Source organism: Halodurantibacterium daqingense, from assembly GCF_042666235.1.
Lineage (GTDB): Bacteria > Pseudomonadota > Alphaproteobacteria > Rhodobacterales > Rhodobacteraceae > Halodurantibacterium > Halodurantibacterium daqingensis.
On record NZ_JBHTFQ010000003.1, the window covers coordinates 375,829 to 389,789 of the forward strand.

Sequence of the window (13,961 nt, forward strand, 5' to 3'; positions counted from 1 at the left end):
CCTCGCCCGTATCGTCGCAAAGACCTTGCGCGCGGCGGCGTCGCAGAGGAGACGTGAAAGCACATCCCCGGGTCCGGCATAGGGTTTGGCCCTGATACAGGCCCTCATCCCGCGCCGGCCCTGCGATTGACCGTCACGACGCGGGCGCCGGGCATCAGGAAAAGATCGGTCCGGTCAGCCCGGGGGTTTGCGCGGCGCGCGCGGGTTCGGCGCTTCGGTATCGGGGAGCCCTTCGCGCGACAGAAGGATCGCGATCGGCCTCAGCCCCGGGATATGCGAGCAGACGATCATCAGCGCCACCATGATCGGCACCGACAGGAACATTCCCGGCACGCCCCAGACCGCCCCCCAGAAGGCAAGCGAGATGATGATGCCGAAGGAGGACAGCCGCAGCGCCCTGCCCATCAGCATCGGGTCGATGATGTTGCCGTTCACGAACTGGATCACCGCCGTCAGAATGAACAGCAACAGCGTCGTGGACAGGTCATCGACCTGAATATAGGCGACCAGCGTCACCAGAAGCGTGGCGATGATCGAGCCGATGTTGGGGATGTAGTTCATGACGAAGGTCAGAACCCCCATCGCCACGGCCAGCTCCAGCCCGAAGATCATCATGACGATCCAGACCATGAGCCCCGTGACCGCGCTTACCGCCGTCTTGACCAGCAGGTAATGGTTCACGCGCCGGGTGATCGAGCCCATGATGTTGCCGGCGCGCCGCGCCTTTTCCTCGTCGCCCAGCAGATTGACCAGCTTCGTGGAAAACCAGACCCGTTCCGCGAACAGGAAGCCCACGAACAGGCTGACCAGCACCGTCGCCGACAGAAGGTTGCCCGCCTGGCCGGCGGCCGAGCGCAGCCAGCCCGAGATCTCGATCGAGCGCATCGAATTCAGAACTGCCGCCTCGACATCCTGGCCCATCCAGCTGAACAGCTCGGCCACGGCGCGCTGTCCCTGATCGGCATAGGACAGGGTGATGCTCAGCACGTTGTTCAACTGTGCCAGAACAACCGCCGAAAGCGCCAGCAGCGCGCCCGAGATCAGCGCGACCGCGGCAACGCTGGCAACCCAGTTGGTAATGCGCAGACTGCCGATGCGCAGTCGCGCGATCGAGTTGATCGCATCCGAGGTCAGGCTGAACAGGATGATCGCGATTGCCAGCGAGATCAGGATGAACCGCGCCTGCACCAGCAGGAACAGAACGATGGCAAAGGCGATGATCCCCAGCAGCAGGTTCTGGACGCGCAGCCGCTCTCCGGCCGTCCGCACCGGTGCGGCGAGGTTCTGGCTGTCCTCTGCGTTCATCTGCCGGTCCCTGCCGTGGAAGGTATCCGCGCAGACTAGGACCACACCCGGCGGTTATCAAGCCATTGCCGACCGGAACCGGGGCCGGCCTGGCCGCGTTTGCGCAAAGGTGGTCGGCAGGAGGAAGGCAATGGCATCGCGCGCGGTCTGGAAGGGGCAGCTTCGCCTGTCGCTGGTGGCAATCCCCGTCGAGATCCATCCGGCCACGAAATCCGGGGCCAGGGTCAGCTTTCGCCAGATCCACGGCCCCAGTGGCAAGCCGGTGCGCTATGAAAAGACCGTGCAGGGCATAGGCCCGATCAAGACCGACGATATCATGAAGGGCTATGAGACGGGCGCCGACGGCTACATCCTGATCGAACCGCAGGAAGTCGATGCCATAAAGCTCGAGACGAAAAAGACGCTGGAGCTTGTGCAATTCGTGGATGCCTCTGAAATCTCGCCGCTTTACTACGACAAACCCTATTACGTGGTGCCGACCGATGATCTGGCGGGGGATGCCTATCGGGTGGTGCGTGACGCCTTGCGGGCCGATCAGAAGGTGGGGTTGGGGCAGCTTGCCATGCGGGGCAAGGAATATCTGTGCGCCATCCGCCCCTGCGGCGACGGCCTTCTGCTTGAAACGCTGCATTATGCCGACGAGGTGCGCGAGGCCGAGCCGCTGTTTTCGCGGATCGAGGATGCAAAGGCCGACAAGGAGCTTCTTTCGGTCGCGCGCGACCTGATCAAGCGCAAGACGGCGCCTTTTGATGCGGCCGCTTTCGAGGATGGCTACAACAAGGCGTTGCGGGATCTCATCGACCGCAAGCTGCGCAACCGCAAGACCCCGCGCGCCAGCAAGGAAGGCAGCGACAGCGCCCGCACCAGCGGCGAGCGCGAGAATGTCATCGATCTGATGGATGCGCTGCGCAAGAGCCTGAAGACCGAGCCGGCGAAGAAACCCGCCAAGCCGCGCGGCAGCGGCAGCCGCAAGCAGGCCTGACATGGGCGATCTGGGCCAGTACCGTTCCAAGCGCGATCTGGACCGGACGCCCGAACCGTCGGGCGGGCGGCCCACGGCCACGGGGCGGGCCTTTGTCGTGCAGAAACACGCGGCGCGCCGGCTGCATTTCGATTTCCGGCTGGAACATGCCGGCGTGCTTCTCAGCTGGGCCGTGACGCGCGGCCCAAGCCCGGACCCCGGCGAAAAGCGCCTTGCGGTGCGAACCGAGGATCATCCCATGGGCTATCGCAATTTCGAGGGAGTGGTCCCCGAAGGCTATGGCAAGGGCACGGTGATGCTGTGGGACCATGGCGAATGGGAGCCGCTGCACGATCCGGCCGAGGGACTGGCGCAGGGCAAGCTGCATTTCCGCCTGCATGGGGCGCGGATGTCGGGCGGCTGGACGCTGGTGCGGATGCGGGGCCGCAGGGCGGGCGATGCGGGCCGTGAAAACTGGCTGCTGATCAAGGAGCGCGACGATGTCGCGGCGGACGATCCCGATGCGCTGACGGCGGCGCATGACACTTCGGTCACCACCGGGCGCAGCATGGCGGAAATCACCGCGGACGCCCCCGCCCGCCACCGTGCGGGACCGCCGCCCAAGGCGCCGCGCGCTGCCCGGAGCAGGCGCGACGTCCCTCCCAAGGGGCAGGCGCTGGCGCGACCCGGGTTCCGGGCGCCGATGCTGGCGCGGTTGGTTGACGCCGCGCCCGAAGGCGACGACTGGCTGATCGAGCCCAAACACGACGGCTATCGCTGCCAGATCGCCATCGGCAAGGGCGGGGTGCGTTGCTTTTCGCGAAGCGGTCAGGACTGGACCGACAGGTTCACCGGGATTGCCGAGGCTGCGGCGACCCTTCCCTGCCGCGCGGCGCTTCTCGATGCCGAGGTCGTCGCTGCGGACGAGGAGAGCTTTTCCGCCCTCCAGCAGGCGCTGACCGAGGGCGCGCCGCTTGCGGCCTATGTGTTCGACCTCTTGTCGCTGGATGGGAAGGATCTGGCGCAGCAGCCACTGCGACAGCGCCGCGCGGCGCTTGAGGCGTTGTTCGAGGATCAGCCGCGCAAGGCGGCGCTGCGGCTGTCACCCGCGCTGGAGGGCAGCGGCGCCAAGGTGCATGCCGCGATGTGCCGCGCGGGCGGCGAAGGGATCATCGCCAAGCGGCTTTCGTCCCCGTGGCGGACGGGGCGTGGCAGCGACTGGCTCAAGGTCAAATGCGCGCGCGAGGCGGAGTTCGTGGTGGGCGGGATCTCGGCCTCGTCCAAGGCGGGGCGGCCCTTCGCCTCGCTTCTGCTGGGTGTCTATGAAGGCGGTCAGCTTCGCTACCGCGGCCGGGTCGGCAGTGGCTTTGCCGAGGCAGACTATGCGCGTATTTCGCGCCATGCCCGCCAGCGCGACACGCCGCCCTTTGCCGAAGTGCCGCCCGAGGCGCGGCGTGGCGCGGTCTGGCTGCAGCCCGATCTTGTCGCGCAGATCCGTTTTGCCGAACTGACAGCCGAAGGGGCGGTGCGCCATGCCGTGTTCCTGGGACTGCGCGAAGACAAGCCCGCCCGCGAGGTTGCCGATGAGACCGCCGCACCAGGAGACAGCGCGATGAGCAAGGATGAGAAGGTCGCCGGTATCCGCATCACCAGTCCCGACCGGCTGGTCTTTCCGGCGGAACGGATCACCAAGCGGATGCTGGCCGAATATTATGCCGATGCGGGCCCCGCGCTTCTGGTCCATGCGCGCGACCGTCCGCTCAGCCTGATCCGCTGCCCCGACGGCATCGCGGGCGAGTGCTTCTTTCAGAAACACGGGCGCGGCAGTATCCCCGATGCGGTGCCCCGCTTCACCCGCGATGGCGAGGAGTGGCTTTACCTGAACGGCGTCGAAGCGATGGTGGCTGCCGTCCAGATGGGCACGATCGAGTTTCACCTTCAGGGCGTTCGGCGCGACCGGCCGGATCGGCCCGACCGGCTGGTCTTCGATCTTGACCCCGACGAGGGCTTGCCATTCGCGCGGGTCCGAGAGGGCGCCGTGCGCCTGCGCGACCTTCTGGCGGGGCTGGGCCTTGACAGCGCCCCGATGGTGACCGGCGGCAAGGGAGTGCATGTGATCCTGCGCCTGCGCCGCATCGCCCCCCTGGCTGCGGTCAGCGCCTTTGCCCGCACCGTGGCGACGCTGGTGGCAGATCGCGCGCCCGAAGGATTTACCGCCAACATGTCCAAGGCCCGCCGCAAGGGACGGATCTTCATCGACTGGCAGCGCAACGGCTCGGGCGCGACGGCGGTTGCGCCCTGGTCGGTGCGTGCGCGGCCGGGCGCGCCCGTGGCGGTGCCGGTCGCATGGGACGAACTTGCGCGCCTTGAGCGGGCCGACGGCTTCAGCCTGACGGAGGCCCGTGCCCGTCTGGATGCGCCCGATCCTGTCGCGGCCTTGTCCGCCGGCAGCCTGAACGCCGCCGTTCTGGATGGTCTCGAACGGGAGGTGCACGGCGGCTGAACTGTGCCGTCGCGTCAGGCGACGCAAGGCGGAACACGGCGCAACGGGGCGGGTTGGTTTTCGCGGCCGGGGATGCCCGGCGCTGAAACGACACGCTGGAACGAACGAGGAGTCGCCATGAATCCCTTCACGCACAGCCCTTCGCGTCGCGGTTTTCTGGCCGGCGCCGGCACTGCGCTTGCCGGCACCGCACTGCCCGCGCAGGCGCAGACCGAGGCACAGGCACAATCGCCTTCCCCCCCAGGCCTTGCCGGGCGGTTCCCCGATTTCGACCCGGCCTATGTCGAAGGCGCGATCAAGCCCTTTGCGCAGACCTCGATCTATCAGGGCGGACGACTGGCCGTTCCGATGATCGACCTGCCGTTCAGCAAGGAGGCCGCGATCCCGCCGCAGATCTGGGGCATGCTCTACGATGACTGGCAGCCGGCGATGCAGGAAGAGGGCCTTTCGGTCTTTCTGCAAGGGCTGGAAAATCGCGGCCCCGACAATGCCCGCAAGCGGATCTACATGTCGGCACTGACCCCCGATCTTTACGCGGCCCATTACCGACCCAAGGTGCAGCGGGCGCTTGACCAGCTTTTTGACGAGGCACAGGCTGGCGTGCCGTTGATGCGGGCCTATTACGATGGCTATTTCGATCTTTACTGGGATCTGCACCTTGGCGTGCGGGGCGCGGATATCCCCGACGAGGTGCGCGAGATCGGGACAGCCTTCAACACCGTGCTTGGCTTCTGGGATCCGCGCGAGCCTCGGGTCTACGAGGCCTACATGACGGTGCGCGCCCTGCGCCCGGGTCTGCGCGACTGGATCGATGCGCGGGTGCAGGACGTTCTTGACCAGCGCATCGACGCCCCCGAGGCGACCTTCGTGCACTACTGGGCCGTCAATGGCGAACTGGGCGAGAATTTCCGCCGCGAGGATGTGGTTTTCGAATGCTTCCACAATTTCCTTGCCTTCAGCCAGTGGGGAAACACGCTTTACAACATCATGGCGGTGCTCGAGCCGGAATCGGGCAACCCCGCCGCGCGCGACTGGTTCACCCGGACGATGCAGGGCACCCCCGACGAGGTGGATGACGAAGGCGGGTTCACACCGCTTGATCGGCTTGTGATGGAGCTGTTCCGGACCATCTCGCCCAATACCGGCAGTGTTTCAACCTTGGCGGACAGTCAGGAGGGGGTGACCGGGACCGCCTTCATCATCCATCCCCATCCCGAAACCAGCCACGATCCGCGCCACTGGGACGATCCGGCCGGTTTTGACCCTGACCGTTATCGCCGCGTCCGCACCGCAGCAGCGGTGGACGAGGCGGCTTGTGCTGACCTCGGCTTTGTGCGTTGCCCGTTTTCGGGCGCGGAAATGCAGGTCCGCGACGGCCGCGACGTCACCCTGCCCAGCAACGGCTTCGGCACGGTTCATGCCACGGTCGAGGGCGCCACGCAGCCTCTGGCCGATCACGCAGGCTATGCGCCTTTCGGTTTTGGCTATCGGCGCTGTGCGGGTGAATGGCTGACGGTCGATGTGTTCAAGGATCTGCTGCGGCACGTCTGGCAGGAAGGGATCGTCTTCGAACGGCTGGTCGAGGAGGGCGCCGAGCCGCTGCCCGTCGGCCCCTTGGCGGTGATCGAGGATGACATCGGCTTTCGCCGCGCCTGACGCATGGCCAGCCGGCAGCCGGGTCGGTCGCCACCAGGGCCACCGACCCGGCGAAGGCGCGCGGCCGTCACCGGCCGCGGGCGGTGCATAGCCTTGTGTTCGCATGGTCGGCTTTGCTTCAGGCGGGGCCGTCAGCCGCCATGGATCCGAGCGCAGGGTTGCGCTCAGCATCCTGCGGCGGTGCCACCTTATCCAGAAGGCGCCAGGGCGATCAATGCGCGGACTGGGGCGGCGAATGACGCGAGGGGGCCTCCCGGACCTGATCGGGCAGGCAATAGGTTGTCAGATCGCGGTCGGCGAAACGGGCAGCACGCTGCCATGCCTCATCGGTATCGCCGCGATAGCTGAGCAGCCGCTCGCAGCGCACCGCGCCGCTGTCGAGGTCCAGCATGATGAGCCGGATGTTGCTGATAAGGGTGCTGATCTTGTGGATCTCTCCGACAAGAAGCAGGTCGGCGCCGGCCGTGCGTGCCATCTCGGCAAGGGCTTCGGTGCCCGGATCAGCCGGTGAGCACGCCCCCGTGCAGCCAAGGTCCACCACCGGCACCCCGTGATCGCGTGCGAGGCTGGTGCGCAGGGCAGCGCCAAAGACATGGATCCGCGAGGCATGTTCCGCGGTCTGATCGCGCAGCTCGCCCGATGTGTCACGAAACGCCAGCTCGGCAATGGCGAGGCTCTCGCGCCCTTGGGCGGCGGGGGCCATTGTCGTCGCCAGTGCGAGGGTCAGGGCAATTCGGCAAAGGCGCATGACAGGTCCTTCCATGGCTGTCCAAGCCTTGCAGCATGGGCGTGGCAGGTCAATTCAACCACAAGGCTGAGAAGTGGGCGCCTGGCCGGTCAGTCCTTGCCGGGCGGCGCCCCGCGCCCAATGCCTCCGGGCAGTGTCACGGCCTGTGCCGAAATGCCCTTGTGCCGGCTGCCGAACCCGGCATTCTGACTATGGGACTATGGGACTATGGGACTATGGGACTATGGGACTATGGGACTATGGGACTATGGGACTATGGGACTACCACGCGAGTTTCGGGTCGGGTCATCCGCCCGGGATGCGGATGACCAACCGCTGAGAACACCCCATATCGGCCACAGGGAACACCTTTGCCGCCTTTGCCTTCGTGCCGGTTGATTTGTGCGGACCACGTGCCGACCCGGCCCGGTTGCGCGGTGTCGCGGACCTTCGGCGGACAAATCCTGAGGGTATCCGGGCAGCGCATGATGAAAGCGGCGCATCAGACGCAAAGCGATGAGGACAGGCCCAAGCCCTGCAGAGGCCGCAGGCACGGGAGCCTCGGCGATTGCGAAGCGCACCGGCGGCGTGGATCTGCACGGGCCGGATCGGGGGCGGGATGCGACGGTGCGTCACCCTCCGTCAAAGACGGCGGGCGATGCTGCACGACCGCCATCCGCACCGCCCGCCTTCATCCGTTCGGACGAGGCGGCGACGCTTCGGCTTGCCCCGGGACGGTGGCAATGGCAGGTTCGGAGCAGGGATGCGCGCTGCGCGACCCCGAGTGCGGAGGAGACCTTGCCAGAGCCCATCACGCCAGCACCAGTGCGCGGCGCCGCGCAACGCCGGCGCCGGTTCGCCAGGCCGGGCGAAAAGACAAGGCGGCGCCCTGGGGCGGAATCGGCGGCGGTGGTCGCGCTGGCGCGGATCGGGTTTCTTGTGTTGCTTCTCGTCCTCTGGACCTGGGCCTCGCAAAGCGTGCCGCGCGGGATCATTCCCTCGCCGGTGGCGACGCTTGAGGCTGCGCAGCGGCTTTGGGCGGCGGGGCGCCTGCAGGCGGCGCTGGGCGACAGCCTGACCGTCTTTGCCAGCGGCTTCGGGCTTGCTGCGCTCGTGGGCATACCGGTGGGGGTGCTCATGGGATCGATCCGGCTTCTGGGGCGCGCGCTTGACGTGTTCGTCTATGCGCTTGCTGCCACGCCGCGCGTGGCCTTCATCCCGCTGGTGATCCTGCTTCTGGGGCTGGGGCTGGAGGCCAAGACCTTCATCGTCTTCCTGGGCGCGGTCATGCCGGTGATCCTCAACACCTATGCCGGGGTGCAGGATGCCGATGCCGAGCTGGTCGAGATGGCGCGCTCCACCGGCGCGGGTCAGGCCCGGATCTATGCCCATGTGGTGCTGCCGGGTGCGCTGCCGTTTCTGGTGGTCGGGCTGCGGCTGGGGGCGACCATCGGCCTGATCAACACCGTTGTTGCCGAGCTTTACACGGCGGTGCGCGGGCTGGGCGGGCTTCTGGCGCTTTATGGCAATACCTTCCGCATGGCCGAATATTTCGTGATCGTGCTGACGCTTTCATTGATCGGGGTGGTGGTGACCGAGGGGCTTCGACTTGTCGAACTGCGCCTGTCGCGCTGGCGCAACCCCGCGAGCCGTTGACTCAGGAGGAAAGAATGAAATCACCTGTTCTGGCGCTGTTTGCCCTTGGTGCGCTGGTGGCGCTTCCCGCGGCCGCCGATCCGTTTCGCCTGATCGTCTCGGATCTGGAAACGCCGCTCGTGCCGAATTCGGTGATGGAACTGGCCCAGCAGGGTGGCTATTTCGAACGTGCCGGGGTCGAGGTCACCTTTGTCCGCGTCCAGCAGACGCCGCTTGCCATTGCAGCCCTTCAGGCCGGTGAAGGCGAGATGGCCAATATCTCGGTCGATGCGCTGATGCAGCTTGCGGCGCGCGGTGGCACCGATCTGCGGGCCGTCCTTTCGCCCAACAAGTCGCTCCCGTTCCTGATCGCGGCGGCCGAGGGGATCGAGACGGTGGCAGACCTTGAGGGGCGCAGCTTTGGCGTCGGGCGGCTGGGCAGCCTTGACCATTCGCTTTCGATGACGGTCCTGCAGCGGGCGGGCGTGGCGGTTGACCGTCTGGACATCGTGTCGCTTGGTCAGCCGAATGTGCGGGCGCAGGCGCTTCTCGCCGGGCAGATCGAGGCCACCACCATGTCGATCGGCACCCTGATTTCCTTGCCCGACCCCGAGGCGGTGAATGTGCTGCTGGACGCCGATGCCTATTATGCTGCGGCCCCGGTGGTCACAAAGGTCAACGCGGTTCCGCAGGCCGTTCTGGACACCCGTCGCGCCGAGGTCGAGGCGGTGATCGAGGCACTGGTGCTGGCCTCGCGCGATTTCGCCGCCGATGGTGCAAGCTGGGCATCCGCAATGGCCGAGGCGCGGCCCGATGTCGATCGCGACGATCTGGACCAGCTTGCGACGCTTTATGCGCAAAGCTGGAGCGTCAACGGTGGCCTGCAACGCGACGAACTGGAGTATACGGCGTCCTGGGTGGCGCAATCCGAGGATTTCCAGGGCCTTGATCTGCCGTCGCTCGAGGCCTGGGTTGACTTCGGGCCGCTGGATGCGGTGCTCGCCCGGATCGGGGTGGATGACAGCGCGGGTATGGACAGCCTGTCGCGATGACACCGGATCAGCCCGGAACGGCCCGGGCGCATGTCGAGCTGCACGAGGTTGTCCACGGGTTCGGCAATCCGGATGCCGTGGCGCTGGGCCCGGTGGCCCTGTCGGTGCCGCGGGGACAGCGGCTTGTGCTGCTGGGGCCGTCGGGCTGTGGCAAGACAACGCTTCTGCGGGTGGCGGCGGGGCTGGTGCGGCCAGATGGGGGCAGGGCGCTGGTGCAGGGGCAGGCACCCCGGCCGGGGCAGGCTGGGGCGATGGTGTTCCAGTCGTTTCGGCTGCTGCCCTGGAAAACCGCGCGTCAGAATGTCGGGTTCGCGCTGGGCCATCTGTCGCATGGTGAGCGCATGGAACGGGCGCAGCGCTATCTTGATCTTGTGGGCCTTGGCCGCTTTGCCGAACGCTATCCGGCGGCGCTTTCGGGGGGCATGAAGCAGCGTCTGGCGCTGGCCCGCGCCCTTGCGGCCGAGGCTGATCTTCTGCTGATGGACGAACCCTTCGCAAGCCTTGACGCCCAGGCGCGCGAATTGATGCAGCACGAGCTTCTGCGTCTGTTGCGGGCGCGTCCGGCAACCGTGATCTTCGTCACCCACAGTGTTGACGAGGCGCTTCTGATCGGCGACAGGGTGGTGTTGCTGTCGCCGCGTCCGGGGCGCGTGGTCGAGGATCTTGCCTTGCCATTTCGCGGTGACGATCCGGCACTGCGTCGCGCCGATCCCGACTTCAGCCGCCTGCGCGACGGTCTGTGGCACCGGTTGCGCGACATGGTGCTCAGCGATCCCGCGTCGGATTTCTATGGCCGGGGCACGCTCTGATCAGAAACAGAGGATCTCGGCCTCGGCCTGGGCGCGGCGCAGATTGGCCACCGCCTCGGTTGCCGGTGCGGTCCCCCGGAAGATGGCGGTGCGCTCTCCGCCGGCCTGACGCAGGCTGAGCACGGTTTCCCCGGCCACATAGTCATCATAAGGCAGGATCGAGGCGATGGTATCGATCGAACAGGCGCAGCGGGTCATGCTGTCGCGCGTCTGGCCATTCACCGCGAGGCAGCCGAATATGTAATCCGCGCGGGCAAGGGTCGGATAGTCGTTGAGCGCAGCCGGCCCCTGTGCAGCGGCAGGCCCGGGCAGCGCCAGCATCAGGCCAAGCGCCAGAGTCAGCGCCGCGCCCAGCCTTGGTATTGCGTTCAAAGCTGCTGCCCGGGGCCACGCGGTCCGGGTGCATGGCGTATCGGCGGCACGGCATCGTGGACCCGAACCTGCGCAAGGGCGCCCAAGGCGGAACAGCAAGTCATGCATCAGCGTGTCTCCTCGATCAGGGTCAGGCGGTCATGATAGCCTCCGCCCGCCTCAATGGTATCGGCAGAAAGTGCGAGGACATGGGCCGGGTGGCCCGGCTCGGCAGTGATCTCGATCCGCAGATCGGCAAAGGCGCCCAGGCGGGCGCGATTGGTGTCGCTTTCGAACGGGGCGATCCGGACGCTGAACGGCCCTTCTCCGCGCGCGGCTTCGGCACGGACCAGGGCCTCGCGCATGCGGTTACGGATGTAGAACGGGCTGCCCCCGGTCGCCTCGGCCACCGCGCGGACCGTCTCCTCCAGAAAGAACAGAAGGATGGGCGTCGCCCCATTCGGAGCAAAAGTGCCAAGCTGCCGGCGCTGGTCACCCTCGAGGGCGAAAAGCGTCAGGCGGTCTGCTGCCTGCCCGACCTCGATCATGGTCGTCTCCGGGGCGGCAGCGGTATCGATCTGCCGGTCGCGCAGGTATCGGGCTGGCGCGGCGCTGTCGGCATCAAAGGCGCCGGGTTGCAGAAGCACTTGCGCCGCGGAGCTGGAGTCGATCTGGGCGGCCGCCGCAACCGGCCCCAGGGCCAGAAGGACCATCAGCAGCACTGCCGGCCATGGTTTCATTCGCTCTCTCCTCGTGTCAGCAGGAAGCCGCGGCCGCGCAAGGTGCGAAGCGCGATGCCCGATCCTGCAAAGGGCGCCAGCTTGCGGCGCAGATAGCCGATATAGACATCGACGACGTTCTCGGCCGATCCGCCATGCGGGGCCCAGAGCGCGTCGAAAATCGCCCCCCGGGTGACGACCTGCCCTGCATGGGCGATCAGATACTCCAGCAGCTCGCCCTCCCGCTCGGTCAGCACCATGCGCTGCCCATGGCCCGAAACCACCCGTGCCGTCCGATCATAAAGCAGCGGGCCAAAGCGCAGGTTCTGCGGCGGCTCGGCCCGGCGCAGCTGGACGCGCAGCCGCGCGATCAGCTCGCTCAGCTCGAACGGCTTGACCACATAGTCGTTGGCGCCCGCGTCCAACCCCTCGGTCCGGTCCTCGACCCGCGAGAGCGCGCTGAGCACGATCGCCGGCAAACGGTGGCCGCGCAGCCGCATTTCATGCAGAAGATCGGCGCCGCTCTCGCTGCCCAGCATCATGTCCACGATCGCGGCATCGAAGGGCTCGGCCGCAAGCCGGGCAAGCGCGGCCTCCGGCGCTGCCTCGCAGGCGGTTTCATAGCCTTCGGCGGCCAGCCCCCGGCGCAGCAGCGAAGAGATGTCGCTGTCATCCTCGACGATCAGGATACGGGCCATGGCGCCTCCTCTCTTGCTTCGGCGCGGGCTGGCTCGGGCCGGGCGGCGGGCAGCGTGATCTCGACCCGCAGCCCGCGCCCCTCGGCTGCCGGGCTCACAAGGGCGATGCTGCCGTCTTGCGCCTCGATCACCCAGCGCGCAAGGGCCAGGCCCACGCCAAAGCCCGCTGCCGTTCCCGTGCCGCGTGCAAAGCGATCCAGCGCCCGGTCGGCAAGGCCTGGGGGCAGGCCGGGGCCGGTGTCGGCCAGGCTGATCCGCACCCTGTCGCCCAGGCCCTGCGCCGTGATCGCAAGTTGCGCGCCGGGCCCGGCGTATTTCGCTGCGTTTTCGATGATGCCGCCGATCACCTGCCGGATCCAGTCCGCATCGCCCACAACCGCAAGGGAGGGCGGCAGATCCAGGCGGACGGCCATGCTTCCCAGAAGCGGCCGCAGATCATCGAGTGCTGCGGCAACGAGCGGCCCCAGGGCAACCGGTTGGCGCTGAAGGTCAAGCTGGCCATCTTCGGAGCGCGCGATGCGCAGAAGGTCCTCGATCCGGCGGAACAGGCGTCGGGCCCGGCTGCGGATCGTGGTAAAGGCTTCGGCCAGGGGCGGTGCAAGCACGCCGCGCAGGGCAAGTTCGGCCTCGCCCAGGATGACGGTGAGCGGAGTGCGCAATTCGTGGCTGACATCGGCGAAGAAGCGGCGCCTTTCGGCATCGATCCGCGCAAGCCGGTCATTGGCGCGGCGCAGCTGACCCGTGCGTTCGGCAACCGTGGTTTCCAGCCGCGCATGATCCTGCGCCAGCCGCCGTTGCCGCCGGTCCAGACGGCTGGACATCTGGTTGATCCGGGCAAAGACCAGCGACAGCTCATCCCCCGGACCGATCTCGAGCGGGGCGCGCCCCTGGCCCACGGCGCCCGCCGCCCGGGCCGCTGCCTGCAACCGCAGCCGCAGGGGGCGCAGCACCAGCATCCACAGCACCGCCAGAAGCGCCGGCGCCGCCACGGCCACCCCGACCGCCAGACCGCCCAGCCGGCGGCGCAATCCGCTGAGGCTGCGCATCGCTTCGTCGCGGCGCCGGCGTTCGTGGTCGATCTGTTCGGTCAGCAGCGGCGGCACCTGCAAGCCATAGAGGCTGAGCGCCGCCAGCACCGGCCCCGATCCGGGCGGATGGCTGTCGAGCGTTTCCGAAAGCTGGATGAACTGGCCCCGGATCCGGCCGATCACGCGGGCCGGTGCTGCGCGACGGTCGGCCTCGGCGGCGGTGCGCGCCGCAGCCACATCGGCGGCGATCAGCCCGTCAAGATGTGCAAGCGAGGCAAGCACCGCCCGCGTCTCGGCGCTTTCCTCCTGCGTTGGATCGGCCGGCCCGGCAAGCGAGGCAAGCACCCGTTCGTTCACCCGCGCAGAAAGGGCGGAATAGGCCTCCATACGTTGTTGGGCGGCAACGGCTGCCGCGCCCAGCCGTTCCGCCTGCGACAGGCCGTGCACGGCAAGACCCGCGGCAAAGACCGCCAGCGCCGCCAGCGACAGCGCGCCCAGCATCAGCCGAAGCCGCAAG

The 13,961-nt window shown here is 67.5% G+C and carries 12 protein-coding genes; 6 read left to right on the forward strand and 6 right to left on the reverse strand.

The genetic code is table 11. From position 1 onward, the window contains the following. Positions 1-174: 174 nt before the first annotated feature. Entirely contained in the window at positions 175-1,305 is a 1,131-nt protein-coding gene (locus ACFQXB_RS07990; RefSeq protein WP_377401781.1) for an AI-2E family transporter, read from the reverse strand. A 130-nt stretch (positions 1,306-1,435) separates the two neighbouring features. On the opposite strand from ACFQXB_RS07990, the gene ku reads away from it, so the two are divergent. The 3 genes from ku (at position 1,436) to ACFQXB_RS08005 (ending at position 6,425) form a co-directional block, all read left to right on the forward strand. Then, positions 1,436-2,287 (forward strand): non-homologous end joining protein Ku, encoded by an 852-nt coding sequence (gene ku, locus ACFQXB_RS07995; RefSeq protein WP_377401784.1) that lies wholly within the window; start codon positions 1,436-1,438, stop codon positions 2,285-2,287. 1 nt (position 2,288) lies between these two features. Beyond that, positions 2,289-4,769 carry a DNA ligase D gene (gene ligD / locus ACFQXB_RS08000; protein WP_377401787.1) on the forward strand — a complete coding sequence of 827 codons (2,481 nt, stop codon included), beginning with the start codon at positions 2,289-2,291 and terminating at the stop codon, positions 4,767-4,769. Between the two features lie 117 nt (positions 4,770-4,886). Beyond that, a complete protein-coding gene (locus ACFQXB_RS08005; RefSeq protein WP_377401790.1) occupies positions 4,887-6,425 on the forward strand; it encodes a hypothetical protein in 1,539 nt (512 codons plus the stop codon). A 211-nt stretch (positions 6,426-6,636) separates the two neighbouring features. Here the strand turns inward: ACFQXB_RS08005 and ACFQXB_RS08010 are convergent, their stop codons facing one another. Next, complete coding sequence (locus ACFQXB_RS08010) at positions 6,637-7,173, reverse strand: DUF2380 domain-containing protein (RefSeq protein ID WP_377401793.1); 537 nt, start codon at positions 7,171-7,173, stop codon at positions 6,637-6,639. An 897-nt stretch (positions 7,174-8,070) separates the two neighbouring features. On the opposite strand from ACFQXB_RS08010, the gene ACFQXB_RS08015 reads away from it, so the two are divergent. The 3 genes from ACFQXB_RS08015 to ACFQXB_RS08025 are packed head-to-tail and all read left to right on the forward strand — an operon-like array spanning position 8,071 to position 10,648. Beyond that, positions 8,071-8,808: an ABC transporter permease gene (locus ACFQXB_RS08015; RefSeq protein ID WP_377401900.1), complete on the forward strand. Its 738-nt coding sequence runs from the start codon at positions 8,071-8,073 to the stop codon at positions 8,806-8,808. Between the two features lie 14 nt (positions 8,809-8,822). After that, entirely contained in the window at positions 8,823-9,839 is a 1,017-nt protein-coding gene (locus tag ACFQXB_RS08020) for an ABC transporter substrate-binding protein (RefSeq protein ID WP_377401796.1), read from the forward strand. After that, positions 9,836-10,648, forward strand: coding sequence for an ABC transporter ATP-binding protein (locus tag ACFQXB_RS08025; protein WP_377401799.1), 813 nt, complete (start codon positions 9,836-9,838; stop codon positions 10,646-10,648). The genes ACFQXB_RS08020 and ACFQXB_RS08025 overlap by 4 nt, the downstream gene beginning before the upstream one ends. On the opposite strand, the gene ACFQXB_RS08030 is transcribed toward ACFQXB_RS08025, so the two are convergent. From ACFQXB_RS08030 to ACFQXB_RS08045, 4 genes are all read right to left on the reverse strand, one after another. Beyond that, positions 10,649-10,969 (reverse strand): hypothetical protein, encoded by a 321-nt coding sequence (locus tag ACFQXB_RS08030; protein WP_377401903.1) that lies wholly within the window; start codon positions 10,967-10,969, stop codon positions 10,649-10,651. It lies immediately after the preceding gene. 158 nt (positions 10,970-11,127) lie between these two features. Beyond that, positions 11,128-11,739, reverse strand: a complete 612-nt coding sequence (locus ACFQXB_RS08035) for a hypothetical protein (protein ID WP_377401802.1) — start codon at positions 11,737-11,739, stop codon at positions 11,128-11,130. After that, on the reverse strand, positions 11,736-12,416 hold the full coding sequence (locus ACFQXB_RS08040) for a response regulator transcription factor (RefSeq protein ID WP_377401805.1): 681 nt from the start codon (positions 12,414-12,416) through the stop codon (positions 11,736-11,738). Before ACFQXB_RS08040 ends, ACFQXB_RS08035 begins: the two co-directional genes overlap by 4 nt. Then, the gene (locus ACFQXB_RS08045) at positions 12,401-13,960 is read right to left on the reverse strand and encodes a sensor histidine kinase (RefSeq protein ID WP_377401808.1); all 1,560 of its coding nucleotides are present in this window, start codon (positions 13,958-13,960) and stop codon (positions 12,401-12,403) included. The genes ACFQXB_RS08040 and ACFQXB_RS08045 overlap by 16 nt, the downstream gene beginning before the upstream one ends. Position 13,961 lies beyond the last annotated feature (1 nt).